Source organism: Streptomyces rhizoryzae, from assembly GCF_023155275.1.
GTDB lineage: Bacteria > Actinomycetota > Actinomycetes > Streptomycetales > Streptomycetaceae > Streptomyces > Streptomyces rhizoryzae.
Window position 1 is genome coordinate 225,092 of record NZ_JALMUV010000004.1, and the last position, 21,221, is coordinate 246,312.

14 protein-coding genes are annotated in these 21,221 nt (G+C 76.8%); 11 read left to right on the forward strand and 3 right to left on the reverse strand.

What is annotated here, in order from left to right; genetic code table 11:
- Positions 1-57 precede the first annotated feature (57 nt).
- Positions 58-2,487 (reverse strand): ATP-grasp domain-containing protein, encoded by a 2,430-nt coding sequence (locus MUU72_RS05820; RefSeq protein WP_248012026.1) that lies wholly within the window; start codon positions 2,485-2,487, stop codon positions 58-60.
- 168 nt (positions 2,488-2,655) lie between these two features.
- Complete coding sequence (locus MUU72_RS05825; RefSeq protein ID WP_248012027.1) at positions 2,656-3,930, reverse strand: condensation domain-containing protein; 1,275 nt, start codon at positions 3,928-3,930, stop codon at positions 2,656-2,658.
- A 281-nt stretch (positions 3,931-4,211) separates the two neighbouring features.
- Here MUU72_RS05825 and MUU72_RS05830 point away from each other — a divergent pair, with 281 nt between their 5' ends.
- The 6 genes from MUU72_RS05830 to MUU72_RS05860 all read left to right on the forward strand — a co-directional run bounded on the left by MUU72_RS05830 (position 4,212) and on the right by MUU72_RS05860 (position 14,017).
- The gene (locus MUU72_RS05830; protein ID WP_372503003.1) at positions 4,212-5,849 is read left to right on the forward strand and encodes an AMP-binding protein; all 1,638 of its coding nucleotides are present in this window, start codon (positions 4,212-4,214) and stop codon (positions 5,847-5,849) included.
- Positions 5,846-7,084, forward strand: coding sequence for an MDR family MFS transporter (locus MUU72_RS05835; protein WP_248012029.1), 1,239 nt, complete (start codon positions 5,846-5,848; stop codon positions 7,082-7,084). The genes MUU72_RS05830 and MUU72_RS05835 overlap by 4 nt, the downstream gene beginning before the upstream one ends.
- 43 nt (positions 7,085-7,127) lie before the next feature.
- Entirely contained in the window at positions 7,128-8,480 is a 1,353-nt protein-coding gene (locus tag MUU72_RS36005) for an ATP-grasp domain-containing protein (RefSeq protein ID WP_443743059.1), read from the forward strand.
- Positions 8,477-10,720, forward strand: coding sequence for a SpoIIE family protein phosphatase (locus MUU72_RS05850; RefSeq protein ID WP_248012030.1), 2,244 nt, complete (start codon positions 8,477-8,479; stop codon positions 10,718-10,720). Before MUU72_RS36005 ends, MUU72_RS05850 begins: the two co-directional genes overlap by 4 nt.
- Positions 10,717-11,490, forward strand: a complete 774-nt coding sequence (locus MUU72_RS05855; protein WP_248012031.1) for a uracil-DNA glycosylase — start codon at positions 10,717-10,719, stop codon at positions 11,488-11,490. The genes MUU72_RS05850 and MUU72_RS05855 overlap by 4 nt, the downstream gene beginning before the upstream one ends.
- Before the next feature lie 91 nt (positions 11,491-11,581).
- Positions 11,582-14,017, forward strand: coding sequence for a SpoIIE family protein phosphatase (locus MUU72_RS05860; protein ID WP_248012032.1), 2,436 nt, complete (start codon positions 11,582-11,584; stop codon positions 14,015-14,017).
- Positions 14,018-14,032: 15 nt separating this feature from the next.
- Here MUU72_RS05860 and MUU72_RS05865 read toward each other — a convergent pair whose 3' ends face one another.
- Entirely contained in the window at positions 14,033-15,445 is a 1,413-nt protein-coding gene (locus tag MUU72_RS05865; RefSeq protein WP_248012033.1) for a tetratricopeptide repeat protein, read from the reverse strand.
- A gap of 128 nt (positions 15,446-15,573) precedes the next feature.
- Here MUU72_RS05865 and MUU72_RS05870 point away from each other — a divergent pair, with 128 nt between their 5' ends.
- The 5 genes from MUU72_RS05870 (at position 15,574) to MUU72_RS05890 (ending at position 21,200) form a co-directional block, all read left to right on the forward strand.
- Positions 15,574-16,761, forward strand: a complete 1,188-nt coding sequence (locus MUU72_RS05870; protein WP_248012034.1) for a CaiB/BaiF CoA transferase family protein — start codon at positions 15,574-15,576, stop codon at positions 16,759-16,761.
- A 73-nt stretch (positions 16,762-16,834) separates the two neighbouring features.
- The gene (locus MUU72_RS05875) at positions 16,835-17,797 is read left to right on the forward strand and encodes a trypsin-like serine peptidase (protein WP_248012035.1); all 963 of its coding nucleotides are present in this window, start codon (positions 16,835-16,837) and stop codon (positions 17,795-17,797) included.
- Between the two features lie 204 nt (positions 17,798-18,001).
- Positions 18,002-18,895 carry an alkaline phosphatase family protein gene (locus MUU72_RS05880; protein ID WP_248012036.1) on the forward strand — a complete coding sequence of 298 codons (894 nt, stop codon included), beginning with the start codon at positions 18,002-18,004 and terminating at the stop codon, positions 18,893-18,895.
- 5 nt (positions 18,896-18,900) lie between these two features.
- Positions 18,901-20,181 (forward strand): MFS transporter, encoded by a 1,281-nt coding sequence (locus tag MUU72_RS05885; RefSeq protein WP_248012037.1) that lies wholly within the window; start codon positions 18,901-18,903, stop codon positions 20,179-20,181.
- Complete coding sequence (locus MUU72_RS05890; protein ID WP_248012038.1) at positions 20,178-21,200, forward strand: TolB-like translocation protein; 1,023 nt, start codon at positions 20,178-20,180, stop codon at positions 21,198-21,200. Before MUU72_RS05885 ends, MUU72_RS05890 begins: the two co-directional genes overlap by 4 nt.
- The last annotated feature ends 21 nt before the right edge of the window (positions 21,201-21,221 follow it).

Sequence of the window (21,221 nt, forward strand, 5' to 3'; positions counted from 1 at the left end):
ATGCGTCTCTCTCTTCGTGGGCGGTGGGCGGTGGGCGGGGCGGGGCGGGCCCGGCCGTTACCGGAGGGGGGCGAGGGAGGACCGCACGGCCCGTTGGGCGCGGTCGAGGGCGGTGGCGCAGGCGCCGGGGGTGTCGCCGGTGGCCAGGAGGGCGGCCAGGCGGGGGACGATGCCGCGCGGGGGGAGCCGGAGTGCGGTGCCCGGGGCGGCGAGCGGGACGGCCCGTTCGATGCCCGGGACCCGGGCGGCGGCGGTCACGTCCAGGTGGCGGACGGTGCCGTCGCGGTCGGGGTAGAGGAAGCGGACCTCGGCGCAGCGGTCGCGGACGGCGGTCGTGTCGGGGGTGCGGCCGAGCGCGATGTCGGCGGCGGCCAGGACCGGGTCGACGCCGGTGGCGAGCGTGCCGAGGAGCGGGATGAAGTCGCCGCCGAGCCGGCCGTTGACCTCCACCACGCGGGGGCCGCCGGCGGTGAGGCGGAGTTCGGTGTGGGTCAGGCCGGTGCGGATGCCCAGGGCGGTGTGGGCGGCGGCGACCACCGCGCGGACCTCGTCGGCCCAGGGCTCGTGGCGCCAGGGGGCGACCAGGTGGCCGGTCTCCTCGAAGTGCGGGGCGAAGCCGAGGCGTTTGCGGGCGACGTTGACGACGGTGGCCTCGCCGCCGGTGACCGCGCAGTCCACGCTGATCTCCGGTCCGGCGAGATACTCCTCCACGATCGCGCCGTCGAGGGCGCCCAGTCCCGGGAAGGCGGCACCGACCGCCTGCGCGTAGGCCGCGGCGGCCTCGTCGGGGCCGGTGGCGAGGGTGACGCCGATGCTGCCGGCCAGGGCGCGGGGTTTGACCACGACCGGTGCGCCCAGTTCCGCCGCGGCCGCGCGCGCCGCGGCCGCGCTGTGGACGTGCCGGAAGCGGGCGGAGGGCACCCCGGCGCGCTCGAGGAGCCGCCGGGTGGTGAGCTTGTCGCGGCAGCGGCGGACCGCCTCGGGGCTCATGTGCGGCAGCCGGAGCCGGCGGGCGACCTCGGCGGTGGTCTCCAGCAGCGCCTCGTCCCAGGTGAGGACGGCGCCGGGCCCGGGGTGGCCGGCCAGCAGGGCGGCGGCGGCCCGGGTGGTGGCGGCCGGGTCGGCGGTGTCGGCGGTGCGGAACCGGTCGGCGACGTAGCGGCGCTGCCAGTCGGGCTCGGCGGGCTGGACGAGGGCGGTGTCGCCGCGGGCGGCGAGGGTGTGCAGGGCGTACTCGCGGTAGGGCGGGTTGCCGCAGCCGATGACGACGAGCCGGGCCGGGGCGGCGGGGTCGACGGGGGTGCAGTCCAGGACCGCGCCCCGCAGCGTGCGGTGCACGGCGGCGGTGACCTCGGCGCTGCTGCGGCCGCGGAAGCGGAACCGGGCGCCGGCGTGCTCGTACCCGCCGCCGGTGAGCAGCGCGCCGGCCGCGGGGACGGCCCGGGCGTACGGGCCGTCGGCGGGGGCGGCGGGCGGGGTGCGGACGCGGCAGGGCATCGGGACGTTCGGCGGGACCAGCAGCCAGCCGGCGACCTCGGCCGGCGGTCCGGCGGGCAGGGCGGGCGGCTCGGTGCCGGCCTGGTGGGCGCAGGCCACCGCCATCAGGTCGATGCCGTGCACCTCCCGCCAGACGAAGGGGACTTCGGCACCGCCGGGGCGGCAGCCGATCTCCAGCACGGTCAGCGCTCCGTCGTCGTCCGCGAAGAGTTCCAGGTGGAAGACGGCGGGCCCGGTGAGCAGGGCCCGGGCGGTGGCGGTGGTCATCTCCGCGACGGCGGCGAGGACTTCGGGCTCGTCGATCTCGACGGAGGCCAGTGCGGTGCCGGTGGTGAAGTCCAGGCAGGTCGTCAGGTAGCGGGAGGCGCGCCAGGGTCCGAGGCGGTCGCCGTCGAACACGCCGTCCACGTGCAGGATGCCGTGCGGCAGCCACGGCTGGACCAGCATCGCGCTGTCCGCGGGGAAGGTGTAGCGGGCCAGGTCGGCCGGGGAGTCCAGGCGGGTGATGCCGGCGCTGGCGGTGCCGCGGCGCGGCTTGACCAGGACCGGCCAGCCGTGCCGGGCCGCGAAGGCGGCGATCTCGGCCGGCCCGGGGGCGTCCTCGGTGGGCGGGACGGCGATACCGGCGTCCGCCAGCCGGCGGGCCATCAGGAGTTTGTCACGGAGCGGGGCGAGGTCGGGGCCGCGCTGGCCGGGCAGGCCGAAGGTCTCGCGCAGGTCGGCCCCCAGGTCCAGGTCGGTTTCCTGGAGGGCGACGATCCGGGTGACCGGGCCGGCGTGGTCGGCCAGGTCGTCGATCGCCTCGCGGACCGCTTTGGCGTCCTCGGTGCTGTCCACGAGCCGTATGCCGGCGGCCTGTTCGGCGGGCAGGTGGCGGGCGGCGCGCTCGGTGGTGACGTAGCTGACGCGGTGGGCGGTGTGGTCGAGGTAGGCGGCGTAGTCGGCGTAGCGGTCGGTCCAGCGGTGCAGGACGAGGACGTGTTCGGGCAACCGGGGGCTCCTGGGGCGAGGCGGGCGCGGGTGGGGCGGGTGGCCGGGCGGCGGGCGGGCCGGACTCCGATGGGGCGCGCGGGGCGGACGCGCCGGGTGGGAAGGGCGGTGGAGGGCCCGGCGGCCGGGGCCGCGCCGGGCCCCGGCCGGGTGGGGCGGGGCGCCCGGTCAGTGCGGGGCGGCGGCGGCCAGCAGGGTGCGGTGCATCCCCGTCAGCAGGTCGGCGCAGGCGTCGCGGCCGAGGTCCTTGGCGGTGAGCCGGACGGTCAGGTCGCGGTCGCTCTCCAGGACCCGGGCGTAACACCGCGGCCCGATGGTGGTGAAGGGCTCCTCCCAGGTCAGGACGGGTTCCCCGGCGGGGGCCGGGGCGACGGGGGCGTCGAGGGGGGAACTGCCGGGCAGCGTCACGTAGTTGAAGGCGCAGGTGGGTTCGGGGGCGTCGGGCCGGCTCGCGCGCAGCGCGGCGACGGCGGTGACGTCGTGCATGCCGTGCCGGACGGCGGCCAGCGCGCTCCAGTGGACGGCGTCGGCCAGGGTGACGAGGTCGTCGCGGCGGGCCTGCTCGATCAGGGCCGGGACCCACTGGTTCATGGAGGTGACCAGGTCCTTCCAGCGGCCGCCGAAGCGGTTGGCGCTCATCAGCTGGACCAGCAGGGTGTCCGCGTCGCACCGGGCGGCCACGGTGTGCACGTAGGCGGCCAGGACGACGCTGGAGACGGAGACCCGGGCGCGCTCGGCGACCGCGTGCGCGGCGGGGCGGGCGGCGGCGGAGCGCAGGGTGGCCTGGACGGTGCCGCCCTCGGCCCCCGGGGTGCGGGGCAGCGCCACCGAGGGGGCGCGGTCGAGGAGGTGGGCCCAGTGGCCGAGGGCCGCGGCCTGGCGGCGGAGTCCGGTGGGGGTGTGCTGGTCGGTGGCGAGGTCGGCGGGTCCGGGCGGAGGGGGTCCGAGTGCACCGGGGTCGGTGAGCGCCCGGCGGAACTCGCGGTGCAGGAGTTCCTGGGCCCAGGCGTCCGCGGCGATGTGGTGCTTGGCGAAGAGCAGGTGGGACGGGTCGCCCCGGCGGGTCAGCAGGCCGGCGCGCCAGCCGTGGTCGCGGCGGAGGTCGAAGGGGCGGGCGGCCAGGCCGGCGGCGCGGGCGTCAGGGTCGGCGGGGCTGCCGGGTGGTGCCTCCTCGGCCGCCACGGCGGGCAGCTGGTCGTCGAAGTCCTCGTCGGGCGCCAACTGCCGTGGGGCGCCGGCGTCCTGGACGTCGTAGCGGGTCCGCAGGGACGGGTGCCGGGTGACGATTGCGCGCAGTGCGGTGCGGGCCTGCCGGGCGGTGGTTCCCGGTGGCAGGGGCCAGGCGGCGGCGTTGTTGGGCTCGTGCCACCGCGGGGCCGGCAGGTCCCTGATGTCGTGCCACACCGAGAGCTGACCCAGCGACAGCGGTCCTGCCTCGGACATACAGATCCCCCATGACGCATTTCCGTTATGCGGAAGGTGAATTCCATGCAGAAGGTGACGCTGCCATAAACCGTTGAACGTGGCAAGAAGCTGCCGAAGTAGCCAAGTGATCTACCTCACAAGGGAAGGGCCGCGAAGACATGAGAGTCTGAATGCCGCTTCCCGGAATCTCGTTTCCAGATTCCGGAACAGGCGGGCAGGGCTTCCCACGCACCTCTCCTCCCCTGCCCCGTTTGTGCTCCAGACCGTCGTGTGTGAACGCCACAGGGGGCTTCAGCAACGTGAGTCAGCAGCCGCACACCTTCGCCGACGCCGACGCGGGCCTCCGCCAGGACTTCCTGCACTCCTTCCTGCTGGACCCGGCGCGGCACTCCCCCGGCGCCCCCGCCGTCGTCGAATCCCCCGGGGCCGGCCGCACCACCGTCACCACCTACGCCGAACTCACCGCCCTGACCGGCGAGTTCGCCGCCGCGCTGACCGCCCTGGAGCTCGAACCGGGCGCCCGGGTCATCCTGGAGGCGGACGCCGGCGCCGCGGCCATCGCCCTGCTGCTCGCCTGCTCGCAGGCCGGCCTGACCTTCGTCCCGGTGAGCCCGCAGACCCCGCGGCCGCGCCTGGACCTCCTCCTGGACACCGTCCGGCCCGCCCTGCACGTTCAGGAGGTGAACGGATCGCGGACCGACCTCCCGCCCCCCGTGGGGACCGCGCGGTTCGGCCCCGCGGGCCTGACCGTCGAGCGCGCCCCCCGGACCGGCCCGCCGCGCCGCCGCACCCCCTGCCCCACCGACCCCGCCTACATCATCTTCACTTCCGGCACCACCGGCCGGCCCAAGGGCGTGGTGATGAGCCACCGCGCGGTGGTCGCCTTCTACCGGGGCATGCTGGCCCACCGGATCGCCGCCCCCGGCGACCGGATCGCCAGCACCTCCCCCCTCCAGTTCGACTTCTCACTGCTCAACATCGGGCTGGCGCTGGGCAGCGGCGCCGCCGTCGTCCCCGTACCGCCCTCCCTGGTGCGCTGGCCCCGGCACCTGCTGCGGGTGCTGCGCGAGACCGGCGCCACCCAGGTCAACGGCGTCCCGTCGATCTGGCGGCAGGTGCTGCGCCACGAACCGCGCCGGCTCGCCGCGCTGACCGGCCTGCGCGGGGTGCTGTTCTGCGGCGAGGAGTTCCCGCTGCCCGAACTCCGGCGCCTCCAGGAGCTGCTGCCGGGCACCCGGATCGTCAACTGCTACGGCGCCACCGAGTCCATGGCCTGCTCCTTCGCCGACGTCCCGCACCCGCTGCCCGAGGACACCGAGCGGCTCTCCATCGGCGTCGCCCACCCCGGCGCGGAGATCCTGCTGGTCGGCGCGGACGGCCGGGTCATCGACGAGGCCGGGGTCCCCGGCGAGATCCACCTGCGCAGCCCCGCCCTGTTCTCCGGCTACTGGGACGACCCCGAGGCCACCGCGGCCACCCTGGTGCCCGACCCGCTCTGCCCGCAGTCCGGCCAGCGGGTGCTGCGCTCGGGCGACCTCGCCGTCCGCGGCCCGGACGGCACCTTCGCCTTCACCGGGCGCACCGACTCCCAGGTCCAGATCAACGGCAACCGCGTCGAACTCGGCGAGGTGGAGCGGCGGCTGGCCGCGTACCCGGGCGCCACCGCGGCCGCCGCGCTGCCGCTGCCGGTGCCCGGCGGCGGCCTCCAGCTGGCCGCCTTCGTGGTGCTCGCCGCCGGGGCTCCCCCGGCCGACGCCGGTGAACTCCGGGCGTTCTGCGCCGAGTCGCTGCCCTCCTACATGGTCCCGCAGGAGATCCGCCTGCTGGACCGGCTGCCGGTCACCGCACACGGCAAGGTCGACCGGGCCGCGCTGGCCGCCGGCGCGACGGCCGGCACCGGCGCGGCCGCCCCGGCGGATGCCGGGGGCGCCCGGTGAGCGGAGCCGACCGGTCCGCCGCGGTCACCCCCGGCGGCCTCCGGGAGAGCCGGCTGCGGGCCTTCGTCCGGGTGCGGGCCGGCGGGCTGCCGGGCGCGTTCTGGGTGCTGTGGGGCGGTTCGCTGGTCAACCGGCTGGGCGCGATGGTCAATCCGTTCCTCAGCCTGTACCTCACCGGCGTCCGGCACGTCCCGCTCGCCACCGCCGGCCTGGTGCTCGCCGTCGGCGGCATCGGCTCGGTGATCTCCCAGCCGCTCGGCGGCTTCCTCGCCGACCGGTTCGGCCGCCGGATCGCGCTCACCGGCGGCATGCTGGCCAACGGCGCGACGCTGCTCACCCTCGGCCACGCCCGCAGCCTGCCGGTGCTGGTCGCGTCCTGCTTCGTGCTCGGCATCACCCTGGACCTCTTCCGGCCGGCCGCCCAGGCGCTGGTCGCCGACGCGGTGCCGGCCGCCGACCGCACCCGCGCCTTCGGCCTGCTGCTGTGGGCCGTCAACCTCGGCTTCTCGCTGGCCATGGTGCTCGGCGGCTACCTCGCCGCACACGGCTTCGGGCTGCTGTTCTGGCTGGACGCCGGGGCCTGCGCGGTCTTCGGGGCGCTGGTGTGGCTGGCCGTCCCGGAGACCCGGCCGGCCGGCCGCGCCCCCACGGCCGGCGGCTTCGGCACCGTCCTGCGGGACCGGGTGATGGTGGCCTTCGCCGGGATCATCGTGCTCTACGCGGTGGTCTTCCAGCAGGCGTTCGCCACCCTGCCGCTGGCGATGCGCGCCACCGGGATCTCCAGCGGCGCGTACGGCGCGGTGATGGCCGTCAACGGCCTGGTCGTCATCGCCGCCCAGCCGCTGATCGGCCACCGGCTGGACGGCCACGACAAGAGCCGGGTGCTGGCCACCGGCTTCGCCGTCGCCGCGGCCGGCAACGCGCTGACCGCCACCGCCGCCTCGGCCCCCGTCTACGGCCTGGCGGTCGCGGTCAGCACGCTCGGCGAGATCCTGGTGTTCGCGGTCACCGCGGCCGTCGTCGCCGACCTGGCGCCGCCCGCGCTGCGCGGCCGCTACAACGGCCTGATCGGCATGGCCTGGGGCACCGGTTTCCTGATCGCCCCGGTCGCCGGCACCCGGCTCCTGGCCCTCGGCCCGGCCGCCCTCTGGCTGAGCTGCGCGGCACTGGCCCTGCTGGCGGCGCTGGCCCAGCTCGCGCTGGCCCCGGCCCTGCGCCGCCGGTCGTCCCGCTGACCCGCGTACCGCCCGCCGGCCGCCCCGCACCGGAAGGAACCCCGTGCCCGCCACCCCCCGCAGGAAAGTGCTGGTCCTGGAAGCCGACGTCGCCGCCGGCGGCGATCTGCTCGCGGCCGCCGCCGCCCTCGGCGCGGACGCGTACGTGGCCACCCGCGAGGACCTCTACGCGCGCTACCGCCCCGAACTGACCGACCGGATCGCCGGGACCGCCTTCACCGACTTCACCGACCCGGAGGCCACCCTCGCCGACCTGACCGCCTTCTGCCGGGACACCGGCATCGACGGGATCGTGCCCTGCTGGGAGTTCCTCACCCCGCTGGCCGCCCGGCTGGCCGCCGCGCTGGGGCTGCCCGGCCACCTCCCCGGGCCCGCCCCGGCCGGGCGCAACAAGCGGCTGATGGCCGAGGCGTTCGCCGCGCACGGCGTCCCCGCCCCGCGCACCGTCACCGCCCCGGACCCCGGCGCCCTCGCCCGGCGCGCCGACGCCGCCGGGCTGGGCTACCCGCTGGTCGTCAAACCCGCCGAGGAGGCCGCCTCGATCGGCGTCTCGGTGGTCGCCGCGCCCGCCGCGCTGCCCGCGGCCGCCCGGCGCGCGCAGTCGCGGCCCCGCAAGCTCCCGCACGGCATCCCGCTGGACACCGCCCTGGTGGCCCAGGAGTACGTCGCCGGGCCGGAGTTCAGCGTGGAAACGGTCCTCGCCGGCGGCACCGTCCACCACCTGGCGGTCACCGAGAAGTTCACCACCACCGGGGCCCGGCGCGCCGAACTCGGCCACACCGTGCCCGCCGCGCTGTCCCCCGCCGCCCGGGCCGCGGTGTACCGGGCGGCCACCGCCGCGGTGACCGCGCTCGGGCTGCGCGCCGGGCTCGCCCACACCGAGCTGAAGCTGGACCCGGCCGGCCGCCCGCGGGTCATCGAGGTGGGCGCCCGGCCGCCCGGCGACCACATCATGCGGCTGGTCCGGGAGGCGCTGGGCATCGACATGGCCCGCGCCCACCTCCAGGCCGTCCTCGGCGAACGCCCCGACGTCACCCCGCGGCGCGCCGCGGCCGCCGCGATCCGCTTCCTGACCGCCCCGGAGGCCGGGACCCTGCACCGGGTGGGCCCGCTGCCCCGGGGGGGCGCACATCGTGGAGACCGCGCTGACCAAGCTGCCGGGCGACGCGGTCGGCGGCCCGGACGACAACCTCTCCCGGATCGGCCACGTCCTGCTGCGGGCCGGCTCCCCGGCCGCGGCCAACGCGGCCGCCGAGGCGGCCCTGGCGTCGGTCACCGTCGAACTCGCCACCCGCTGGTAGTCCCGGCAGCCGGCCCCGGGCCGCCGGGCCTGCTTCCGGCGGCCCGGCGGCGTAACGTCAGCACTGTGCCGCGGCTGACAGCAGGTGCGCCATGACGCCCCGCGGGACCGGGGAGGTCCCCCTGGGGCGCGCGCTGCTGCGGGCGATGCGGGAGACCGGCGCGTCCGCCGCGATGGTCTACGAGCTGGCGCCGGACGCCCCGGTGCTGCGGCTGGCCGCGCTGAGCGGCATCCCGCCGCCGGTGCTGGACCCCTGGAAGCGGATCGCGCTGGCGGCGCCGCTGCCGGTCGCGGTCGCGGCCCGCCGGCAGCGCCTGGTCTGGGCGGCCGGCCACCAGCAGCTGGCCCGGGAGTTCCCCCGGACGGCGGTGGCGCTGCCGTACGACTTCGCGCTGGGCGCCGCGCCGCTGACCGACGGGAGCGGGTGCCTGGGCGCGGTGGTGCTGGTGTGGCCGGCCGGCCACCCGGCGGAGCTGTCCGGGGCCGAGCGGGCCGCGTTCGACACCGCGTGCCGCCGGCTGGCCGCGCTGCTGCCCACCGGCGGCGGCCCGGATGGACCGCTGGTGGTCGTGCCGCCGCCGGCCCGTGCGGTCGGCGCGGACGAGGCGCTGGCCGCCATGGACTACGTGGAGCGGCTGCCGGGCGGCGGCTGCGCGCTGGACCTGGAGGGGCGGATCACCATGCTCTCCACCGGCGCCGCGGAGCTGCTGGGCGTGGCGGCCGCCCGGATGCTGGGCAGGCGGCCGTGGGAGGTGCTGCCGTGGCTGGCCGGGCCGGTCTTCGAGGACCGCTGCCGGGCCGCGGTGATCAGCCGCCGCCCGGTCTCGTTCACCGCCTTCCGGCCGCCGCAGCAGTGGCTGGCGTTCCGGCTGTTCCCGGACGGCCGCGGGGTGAGCGTGTGGATCAGCGCCGACGAGGAGCCGGACCCGGTGGCGCGCCGGCCCGCCGAGGCGATGCCGGTGCGCGCGGCGCAGATGTACCACGTGCTGCACCTGGCGGCGGCGCTCACCGAGGCGGTCGGCGTCCAGGACGTCACCGACCTGTTCGCCGAGCAGATCGTGCCGGCCTTCGGTGCCCAGGGGATGCTGATGTACGCGGCGGAGGCCGGGCGGCTGCGGACGATCGGCCAACGCGGCTATCCCGCCCGGGCCGTGGAGGCGTACGAAGGCGTCCCGCTGACCGCCGCGAACAGTCCGACGGTGCGCGCGCTGGCCACCGGCGAGCCCAGCTTCTTCACCTCGGCGGAGGAGACCGAGCGGCACTTCCCGGGGCTGGCGCGGCTGACCGGGATGGCGGCGCGGGCGGTGCTGCCGCTGATCGTCTCCGGCCGCCCGGTGGGCTGCTGCGTGCTGGCGTACCGGCATCCGCGGACCTTCACCCCCGAGGAGCGGCAGGTCCTGACCTCACTGGCCGGGCTGATGGCCCAGGCGCTGGACCGGGCCTTCCTCTACGACACCAAGCAGCAGCTGGCGCACGACCTCCAGGCCGGGCTGCTGCCGCACCGCCTGCCGCCGGTCCCGGGCCTGGCGGTCGCCGCGCGCTACCTGCCGTCCACCCGCGGGATGGACATCGGCGGCGACTTCTACGACCTGATCCGGCTGGACGAGCACCAGGTGGCCGCGGTGATCGGGGACGTGCAGGGCCACAACGCGGCGGCCGCGGCGCTGATGGGCCAGGCCCGTACCGCGGTGCACGCCTACGCCTCGGCCGGCGCCGCCCCGGGCGAGGTACTGGCCCGCACCAACCGGCTGCTGGCCGACCTGGGCCCGGACCTGTTCACCAGCTGCCTGTACGTCCACCTCGACCTGCGCAGCCAGCTGGCCTGCCTGGCCAGCGCCGGCCACCCGCCGCCGGTGCTCCGGCACCCCGGCGGCCGCACCGAGGTGCTGCGGACGCCGCCCGGGCTGCTGCTGGGCATCGCGCCGGACACCCGCTACGCGGCCACCACGGTCGTCCTGCCGCCCGGCGCGCTGCTCGCCCTCTACACCGACGGGCTGGTCGAGCGGCCCGGCACCGACCTGGACGAGGGGGTGGCGGCGCTGGCCGCCGATCTCGCCGGGATCCCCTGCGCCGACCCCGGCGCGCTGGCCGACGCGGTGCTGTCCCGGCGCGGCACCCAAGCGGAGCGGCTGGACGACGTGGCGCTGCTGCTGCTCGCCCCGGACGGCGCGGAGGAGGCGGCCGGGGAGGCGGCGGAGGCGGCCGGTGCCCCGGCGGAGGCATCGGACGGGCCGGGCGGAGCAGACGCAGGAGGAGAAGCGCACGCACCGGCGCGCGCAGAAGCGGACCGTACGGACGGCGCGGAGGGCGCCGGGGAATCGGGAGGGGACGGATGAGCGAGGCGACGGGCGGGGCGCCGCGGGAGACGGCGGACGCGGCGTACCCGGCCCGCCGGGCGGCGCACTGCGCGGGGCTGCCGGACCTGGACGCCGCGGTCGCCGACTGCCGGGCCTGCCCGCGGCTGGTGGCCTGGCGGGAGCGGGTGGCGGCGGAGCGCCGGGCGGCGTTCCGGGACTGGGAGTACTGGGCGCGGCCGGTACCCGGCTTCGGCCCGCCGGACGCGTCGCTGGCCGTGGTGGGCCTGGCGCCGGCCGCGCACGGCGGCAACCGCACCGGCCGGATGTTCACCGGTGACGCGTCGGGGGACTTCCTGTTCGCGGCGCTGCACGCGGTGGGCCTGGCCTCGCAGCCGACCGCGACGCACCGGGACGACGGGCTGGAGCTGTACGGGGTGCGGGTCACCGCGCCGGTGCACTGCGCGCCGCCGCAGAACCGTCCGACCACCGCGGAGCGGGACACCTGCCGGCCGTGGCTGGAGGCGGAGCTGGGTCTGCTGGCGCCGCGGCTGCGGACCGTGGTGGCGCTGGGCGGCTTCGCCTGGCAGACGCTGTGGCCGGTGCTGGGCGCGGCGGGCTGGCCGGTGCCCCGGCCCCGGCCGGCGTTCGGGCACGGCGCCGAGGTGACCCTGCCGGGCGCCGGGGACCGCGGTGAGCTGCGGGTCCTCGGCAGCTACCACCCGAGCCAGCGGAACACCTTCACCGGCACGCTCACCCGGGAGATGTTCGTCGCGCTGCTCACCCGCGCCCGGGAACTCGCCGGGCTGTGAGACGGGGGCCGAACGGCCCGGGGCCAGTAGCCTCAGACGGGGTAAATGTCACATATAACGCAATTCGGCCGGCAGGGACGGAACCGCACAGATGGTGGAGTTCGAGGGGCACGCCCACGGCGGGCGGCGACCGGCGCTCGACATCGCCGACGCCGCGCTGGTGCTGTGCGACGCCCGGGGCCGGGTGGAGAGCTGGCCCGGCACCGCCGAACGGCTGCTCGGCCACCCCGCCGCCGACGTCCTGGGCCGGCCGGTCGCGGCGCTGCTGGACCCGGACGACGCGGCCCGGCTCCCCGAGCTGGTCGCCGCGTGCCGGGCGCACGGCGGCTGGAGCGGGCCGCTGACCGCCTGCCGCAAGGACGGCGCACGGGTCGGCGTGCTGGCGCAGCTGGCCCCGGTGACCGACCGCACCGGCGCCCCGCACTGGCTGGCGGTGGCCGCCGAGGCGTCGCCGTTCCCCGGGTGGGAGATGAGCCGGGCGGTGCTGGAGCGGATGCTGACGCAGACCCCGGTGGGGATGGCGGTGGTCGACACCGAGCTGCGGTTCGTCTGGTCGAACCTCGCACTGGAGCGGTTCGGCGGCGGCCCGGCGCGGGAGCGGATCGGCCGCCGGCTGGCCGAGATCCAGCCGGGCATCGACGCCGACGCCCTGGAGGCGCAGATGCGGCGCGTCCTGGAGAGCGGCGAACCGGTCCTGGGCTACGAGCACATCGGCCACCCCCGCTCCGAACCGGCCCAGGAACGCGTCCACGCCATGTCGTTCGTCCGGCTGGACAACGGCGGCGGCCGCCCGATCGGCGTCTGCTACACCGTCATCGACATCACCGAGCGCCACCGCAACCAGCAGCGGCTGCTCCTGCTGGACCGGGCCGGCTCCGCCATCGGCCGCACCCTGGACGTGACCCGCACCGCCCAGGAGCTGGCCGACGTGGCGGTGCCGGACCTCGCCGACTTCGTCGTGGTGGACCTGCTGGACTCGGTCATCCAGGGCGGGGAGCCGCTGACCGGGCCGCCCGGCGACAACGACCTGGTCGCCCTGCGGCGGGCCGGCCAGCAGTCGGTGCGGCCCGGCATCCCCGAGGCGGTGGTGGCGGTCGGCGACCTGGCGGCGTACCAGCCGTGGTCCCCGCCCGTCCGCGCGCTGACCGACGGCCGGTCGTGGCGCGCCGAGCGGCTGGACCCGGACGGCGCGGAGTGGGCCCCGGAGGTCCCCGGCGGCCGGCGCCGCCGGCTGCTGGCCCAGGGGCTGCACACCGCCATGGTCGTGCCCATCCGGGCGCGCGGTACGACGATGGGCGTCACCAGCTTCTTCCGGGCCGAGCGCGGGGAGCCGTTCGGCGCCGACGACCTGCGGCTGGCCGAGGAGTTCGTGGCCCGGGCCGCGGTCTGCGTGGACAACGCCCGCCGCTACACCCGGGAGCGCGAGGCGGCGCTCACCCTCCAGCGCAGCCTGCTGCCGCAGGGCGTCCTGGAGCAGAACGTGCTGTCCCTGGCGACGTGTTACCGCCCCGCCGACGAGCTGGCCGGGGTCGGCGGCGACTGGTACGACGTGATCCCGCTGTCCGGGGCGCGGCTGGCGCTGGTGGTCGGCGAGGTGCGCGGGCACGGTATCGGCGCGATCGCCACGATGGGCCGGCTGCGCACCGCGGTGCAGACCCTCGCCGCCCTGGACCTGCGCCCGGAGGAGCTGCTGGCCCGCCTCGACGACCTGGTCCGCCGGGTCTCCGAGGAGGGCGGGCAGGGCGCCGGCACCGGCGCGGTCGGCACCAGCTGCCTCTACACGGTCTACGACCCGATCGGCCGCTGCTTCACCCTGGCCAGCGCCGGGCACCCGCCGCCGGTCCTGGTCGCCCCCGACGGCACCGCCGTGTTCGCCGACGTGCCGGTCGGCCCCGAACTCGGCGTCAGCGGGCTGCCGTTCGAGTCCGTGGAGGTGCCCGTGAAGGAGGACAGCGTGCTCGCGCTCTACACCGACGGGCTGCTGGCCGGCGCGGACTCCCCGGCGGGCGAGCCGCCGCCGGAGCGGCTGCTGCGCGCGCTCACCGCACCCGGCGCCTCCCTGGACGCGCTGGGCGAGTCGGTGCTCGCCGGGCTGGTGCCGCGCCGCCGGCACGACGACATCACCCTGCTGCTGGCCCGCACCCGCGGACTGGACCCGGACCGGCTCGCGTCCTGGGAACTGGCCTGCAACCCGGCCGTGGTGGGCCGGGCCCGCGAGATGGCCGGCCGGCAGCTGGCCGACTGGGAGCTGCCGGACCTCACGTTCACCACCGAGCTGGTGGTCAGCGAACTGGTCACCAACGCCATCCGGTACGGCTCCGGGCCGATCCGGCTGCGGCTGATCCTGGAGCACACCCTGATCTGCGAGGTGTGCGACGGCTCCAGCACCTCCCCGTACCTGCGGCACCCGCGGACCACCGACGAGGGCGGCCGGGGGCTCTTCCTGATCTCCCAGTTCACCCACCGCTGGGGCACCCGCTACACCGCCGACGGCAAGGTCATCTGGGCCGAGCAGCTGCTCGGCTGACCCGCCCGGCCCGGCTCACCCGGCCGTCCCGGCCGCCTGCTCGCCGGCCCGCGCCCACGCCGCCGCCGCGCGCGCCCCGTCGCCCTCCCGCTCCGCCAGCCGCGCCTTCGCGGACCAGTTGTACGGGCAGACCGGGCGCAGCCGGCTGCGTTCGCTGAGCAGGGCGCGGGTCAGGTCGCCGCGGCCGGCCCGGAGCGCGGCCTCCACCAGGGTGCGCTGCACGGCGTCGCGCTGGGCGTGGCTGCCGCCGAACTCGTGCAGCCGGTACCGGACCGGCAGCAGCAGGTCGGCGGCGGCGCCGAACGCGCCCCGGCCGTAGGCGAGCAGCGCCCGGCAGACGGGCAGGCCGATCTCCTCGGTCATCGCACGGTTCGCGGCCGGGCCGCCGGCCGGGGTCGCGGCCAGCCAGCGCTCGCGGTCCCGGATCAGGCGCTCGGCCCGCTCCGGGCGGCCCGCGCCGACGTACGCCATCACCGCGTGGGCGTCGTTGAAGGCGTAGTGCGGGCCGTCGTCCCGGCGCTCCCAGGCATCGGCCAGCGCGGCCCAGCGGGCGGGCTCCGCACGGTCGGCGAGGTACAGGCGCCACAGCAGCGCGGCGGCGTTGACGAGTTCCAGGGCGCCGTCCTCCGCGCCGGCCTCGCACAGCACGGAGTCGTAGATCTCCAGGACCCGGCGGGTGTCGCCGCACTCCAGCGCGTAGAGGGCGTAGTGCCACCAGGTGTGGCCGGTGAGCAGGGTGCCGGCCGCCCAGTCGTGGGTCCGGGCGTCCAGGAAGCGGAGGCCGTCGGTGAACCGGCCGCGCATCTCGTAGGTGTGCACCACGCCGTGGATGCCCCAGACGTCGTCGGGGCGGCGCTCCAGGGCGGCCAGGCCGGTCTGTTCGGCGTGCTCGTAGTGGCCGTTCTCCTCCAGGCCGAAGGTGTACATGCCCAGCAGCGGGCCGTAGTGCGGATCGTCCTCGTCCCACGCGTCGAGCGCACCGCCGATCCGGTCCCGCAGCCGGGGCGCGTCGCCGACGAGGAAGTCCAGGTGGTGGCCGGCGAAGAGGGCGAGCAGATCGCGCGGGTGGGCCAGGCCGGTCTCGTCGAGGATCCGGCCGGCGGTGCGGTAGTCGCCCTCCAGCCCGGCGGCCGCGGCGGCGAGGTGGCTCCGCTCGCGCGGGGTGAGCCGGTCCGGGTCGCACTGCGCGCGGAAGGCGGTGAAGGTCGCGCGGGCGGCCGCGGCGGCCCGCGCGTCGGTGGCCAGGACGCCCAGCTGGGCGGCGAGCGCGTGGCCCATCGGCGAACGGGGCGCGGCGGCCAGCACCGCGCGCGCCGCGTCCTCGACACCGGGGCGGAAGAACACCAGGTCGTCCAGGGCCCGTTCGTAGTGGCCGAGGGCCTCGGGGCCGGTGTCGGTCATGGCGTGCCCGTGCCGGTCGGCTGTCATGGTGACTCCTGCGGGTAGGGGTGGTGCCGCCGGACCCTGGCGGATCCGGGGATCCGTCCGGGATCCACGGGCGGATAGGTACCCGCCTCGCCCGGCTCCGTCCCGTCTCCTCAGGAAAGGTCCCGTTCATGCTCCCTCTGGACGGCATCACCGTGGTCGCGCTCGAACAGGCGGTCGCGGCCCCCTTCGCCACCCGCCAGCTCGCCGACCTCGGCGCCCGGGTCATCAAGGTCGAACGGCCCGGCACCGGCGACTTCGCGCGCGGCTACGACGAGACGGTGCGCGGGATGTCCAGCCACTTCGTCTGGCTCAACCGCGGCAAGGAGTCGATCGCCCTCGACGCGAAGGAGCCCGGGGACGCCGCGGTGCTGCGGCGGCTGATCGGGCGGGCCGACGTCTTCGTGCAGAACCTCGCGCCGGGCGCGGCCGAGCGGCTGGGCCTGGGTGCCGCCGCGCTGCTGGCGGACCACCCGCGGCTGGTGGTGTGCGGGATCTCCGGCTACGGCACCGGCGGCCCGTACGCGCGGGCGAAGGCGTACGACCTGCTGGTGCAGTGCGAGGCCGGGGCGATGTCGCTGACCGGCACCGAGCGGGAACCGGCCAAGATCGGCATCCCGGTGGCCGACATCGCCGCCGGGATGTACGCCTACACCGGCGTCCTGACGGCCCTGTACGAACGCGAACGCACCGGCCGCGGCGGCGCGTTCGAGGTGTCCATGCTGGAGGCGCTGGGCGAATGGATGGGCTACCCCGCCTACTTCACCCGCTACGGCGGCACCGTCCCGCCCCGCTCCGGCGCCGAGCACGCCGCGATCGCCCCGTACGGGCCGTACCGGACCGCGGACGGCACGCGGGTCTTCCTGGGCGTGCAGAACGAGCGGGAGTGGGCCGCGTTCTGCACGCGGGTGCTGGAACTCCCGGAGCTGGCCGCCGATCCGCGGTTCGCCCGGAACTCCGCCCGGGTCGCCCACCGGGCCGCGCTGCGCGAGCGGATCGAGGAACGCTTCGCGGTCCTGCCGGCCGAGGAGGTTCAACGGCGGCTGTCCGCGGCCCGGATCGCCCACGCCCGGCTGCGCAGCGTCGCGGAGTTCACCGCCCACCCGCAGCTCGCCGCCCGCGACCGCTGGCGGACCGTGGACTCCCCGGTGGGACCGCTGGACGCGCTGCTGCCGCCGGTCACCGTCGCCGGGCGGGAGCCCCGGATGGGCCGGATCCCGGCGCTGGACGAGGACCGGGAGCGGATCCTGGCGGAACTGCGCGCCGCGGAGGGGGAAACGGACGGGGAATCCGGCCGGCCCGCCGGCACCGGCCGGTGACGCCCCTCTGGCCGGACGCCGCGCGCGGTACGACGATGTCGGCCGTACGCCGCGTCCCCGAAAGGAGCCCCCCATGGGCAGACCCCTCGCCGCCCGCGGCCGCCCGGCCCGCGCGCTGCCGCTGACCGCCCTGCTGGCGCTGGTCCTCGCGCTGTGCACGGTGCCCGCGCCGACCGCCCGGGCCGCCACGGCCCCGGCCCCGCCCGCCGCGGCCGTCGACGCCTACTGGACCGCGGGCCGCATGGCGGCCGCCCGGCCCGTGGCGGTGCCCGGTGAACCGGCCGCGGCCCGGCCCGCCGCGGCCGGCCCGGTCCCGCCCAGCCACCCCTTCGACGGGCTGCCGCAGGTCGGCACGTTCTTCTGGACGGACGCCACCGGCACCGGCCGGTTCTGCGGCGGCACCGTCGTCCGCAGCCCGCACCGCGACCTCGTCGTCACCGCGGGACACTGCCTGCGCTCCCCCGACCCGCGCAAGTACCTGGCGTTCGTACCGCAGTACCACGACGGACTCAAACCGCACGGCATCTACCCCGTCGAGCGGATCTACCTCGACCAGCGCTACTACGACCTCGGGACGGACGCCGGCGCCCGCTGGGACTACGCGGTGGTCCGGGTCGGCCCCCGGGAGGACGGCGCCCGGGTCCAGCGCGTCACCGGCGGCTTCGACCTGCTCCCCTACCCCGGCTACGACCACTCCGACGTGCGGCTCATCGGCTACCCCGGCAGCAGCGACGCCCGCTACCCCAAGCCGCTGGACTGCTCCTCGTCCACCCACCGCTACACCAGCGCCGACCCCGCCGCGCCCGGCGACTTCCTGGAGATCGCCTGCGCCGGCTACATCGGCGGCACCTCCGGAGGCCCGTTCCTGGTACGGGACGTGGGTGGCTACGCGCTGATCGGCGTGATCGGCGGCTACCACACCGGCGGCGACACCCCCGACGTCTCCTACAGCTCCTACTTCACCGCCGACCTGCTGCTGCTCTACCTGCACGCGGTGCGCGGCGACACCCCGGCGGCGCCGCGCACCCCGGCCTGACGGGCGGGCCGGGCGGGCCGGGCGGGGAAGGGTGGCCGGAACTCCCCTGTGCGGACGGGCGGTTGGCCGTCACTCTCATCTTTCCGTGGCGGCCATCGTTCGTCTGTTCTTCACCCGGTGGGCGCGGCCGCGTCCATCCGGCCGCTCCTAGGGTTACCGCGCTCCCTCCCCCGCACGCCCGTGACCGACCTCCGGAGGACCGTCATGACCGCAGCCAAGGCGCGCAAGCGCACCCGGCGTTCCCGCACCGCAGTGGCCGGCGCGGCGGCCCTCGCCGCCACCGCGGCCGGGCTGTGGGCCACCACCGGCACCACCGCGTCCGCGCAGGCCGCCAGGGTCCCCGCGCCCGACCACATCGTGGTGGTGGTGCTGGAGAACAAGGCGTACAGCCAGGTGATCGGCGCCTCCGGCGCGCCCTACCTGAACTCCCTCAGGGCGGGCGGCGCCACCCTCACCCGGTCCTACGGCCTGACCCACCCCAGCGAGCCCAACTACTACATGCTCTTCTCCGGCTCCAACCAGGGCCGCACCGACGACAGTTGCGTCCCGGTCGGCTCGATGTCCGCGCCCAACCTCGCCTCCGAGCTGCTCGCCGCCGGCCAGAGCTGGGCGAGCTACAACGAGGGCCTGCCGGCCCAGGGTTCGACGGTGTGCAGCAGCGGCAGGTACGCCCAGAAGCACAACCCGTGGTTCGGCTTCTCCAACGTGCCGAAGGACACCGCGAAGACCTTCGACCAGTTCCCGTCCGACTACACCGCCCTGCCGAAGGTCTCCTTCGTCATACCGGACCTCTGCAACGACATGCACGACTGCTCGGTCGCCACCGGCGACACCTGGGTGAAGAACGAGCTCGGCGGCTACGCCGCGTGGGCCAAGAGCCACAACAGCCTGCTGGCCGTCACCTTCGACGAGGACAACCGCCTCGCCGGCAACCGCATCCCGACCCTCTTCTACGGCGCCCACGTGGCGCCCGGCAGCTCCACCGCGACCACCTACAACCACTACAACGTGCTGCGCACCCTGGAGGAGCTGGCCGGGCTGTCCGCGCACGCCGGCAACGCCGCCTCGGCGGCCGCGGTCACCGGCATCTGGAACTGACGCCGGTGTACCTCGCGGACTCCCGCGGCGGCCCGCCCGCCCGCACCGCCGCCCCGGACCGCACCGGCCCGGGGCGGCGGCCCGCGGTGCCCGGCACCGTCCTGGCCCTGGGCGCGGTCAGCCTGATCACCGACGTCTCCGCGGAGATGATCACCGCGGTGCTGCCGCTGTACGTCGTCACCGCGCTGGGGCTCTCACCGCTCGGCTTCGGGCTGCTGGACGGGCTGAACAACGGCGTCGGGGCGCTGGTCCGGCTCGCCGGCGGCCATCTGGCGGACCGCGGCGGCCGCCGCCACAAGGTGGTGGCCGGCCTCGGCTACGGCCTGTCGGCGGTGTGCAAACCGCTGCTGCTGGTCGCCCACGGACTGCCCGCGATCGGCGCGGTGCTGGCCGCGGACCGGGCCGGGAAGGGGCTGCGCACCGCGCCCCGGGACGCGATGATCTCGCTGGCCACCCGCCCCGAGCACCGCGGCCGGGCGTTCGGCGTGCACCGGGCCATGGACACCGCCGGCGCGCTGCTCGGCCCGCTCGCCGCGTTCGCCGTCCTGCGGATCGCCGCCGACGGCTACGACGCGGTGTTCACCGTGAGCGGCTGCGTGGCCGTCCTCGGCGTCCTGGTCCTCGTCCTCTTCGTGCCCGCCCGGACGCCCGGCACCGCGCCCGCGCCCGGCACCGCCGCCCGCCCCACGCTCCGCACCTCCCTCGCCCTGCTGCGCCGCCCCCCGCTGCGCCGCCTGACGCTGTGCGCCGCGCTCCTCGGGCTCACCACCGTCAGCGACTCCTTCCTCTACCTCCTCCTCCAGCGCGGACTGGGCGTGCCCGCCGGGCTGTTCCCGCTGCTCCCCCTCGGCACCGCGGCGGTCTTCCTGCTGCTCGCCGTCCCGCTGGGCGCCCTCGCCGACCGGGCCGGCCGCCGCCGGCTGTTCCTGGCCGGGCACGCCGCACTGCTCCTGGCGTACGGGCTGGTGCTCGCGCCGCTGCGCGGCCTGCCCGCGGTCCTGGGCGTGCTCGTCCTGCACGGCGCCTTCTACGCCGCCACCGACGGCGTACTGGCCGCCGCCACCGCCGGGGTGGTGCCACCCGAGCAGCAGGGCGCCGGGCAGGCGCTGGTGGGCACCGGCCAGGCGCTGGCCCGGTTCGTGTGCTCCCTGGCGTTCGGCGCGGCCTGGAGCCTGTGGGACGGGCGGACCGCGCTGGCGGTGGCCGCCGCGGCCCTGGCGGCCGCCGCCCTGACCGCCACCCGGCTGCTCCGCACCGGCCACCCCCACCGGGAGGGAACCCGATGAACCGCCGCACCCGGCTGATCGTCCTGCTGCTCGCCGTGGCGCTCCTGGGCACCGTCGGCACCGCGGCGGTGCTGCGGGCCGCCGGCCGCTCCGCCGACCGCGACCGCCAGCAGGCGGACGGCCCGCCGGTCCGCCCCGGCACGGTCGCGCTCCACCCTTCCGGTGCACGGCAGCTGCTGGTGCGCAACCTCGCCTGGGGCCCGCACCGCGACGAGATCACCGCGGTCCCCGCCGCCCACCCCGGCGCCGCGCGCACCGCCTCCGGCCTGACATGCCTGCGCTTCCACGCCGCGGCCGGCACCGGCATCTGCCTCCAGGCCGAACGCGGCGCGCTGACGGACACCTACCGGGCGCTGGTGCTCGACGCCCGCCTCCGCGTCCGGCACCGCTTCCCGGCCCCCGGCATCCCCACCCGCGCCCGCGTCTCCCCCTCCGGCCGCACCGTCGCCTGGACCGTCTTCGTCAGCGGCGACTCCTACGCCGGCACCGCCTTCTCCACCCGCACCGCGATCGCCGACACCCGCACCTGGGCGCTCGACGACAACCTGGAGGACTACGCCGTCACCAAGGACGGCCGGCCGTACCACGCCTCCGACGTCAACGTCTGGGGCGTCACCTTCGCCGACGACACCCGCTTCTACGCCACCCTGGCCACCGGCGGCCGCACCTACCTGGTCCGCGGCGACCGCACCGCCCGCACCCTGACCACCCTGCACGGCAACGTCGAATGCCCCTCCCTCTCCCCCGACGGCACCCGCGTCGCCTACAAGAAACGCGTCCCCGGCGCGTCCCCCGACGCCCCCTGGCGGCTCTACGTCCTGGACCTGGCCACCGGGCGGGAGACCGCCACCGCCGAACACCGCAGCATCGACGACCAGGCCCTGTGGTCCGGCACCCGCACCCTCCTCTACGCGCTGCCCGGCGACTACGGCTCGGACCTGTGGACGGTCCCCGCCGACGGCTCCGGCACCGCCCGCCGGCTGATGACCTCGGCGGTCGCCCCCGCGTACACCGGGTGAGCCGGGGGCGCGGGCCGGCGG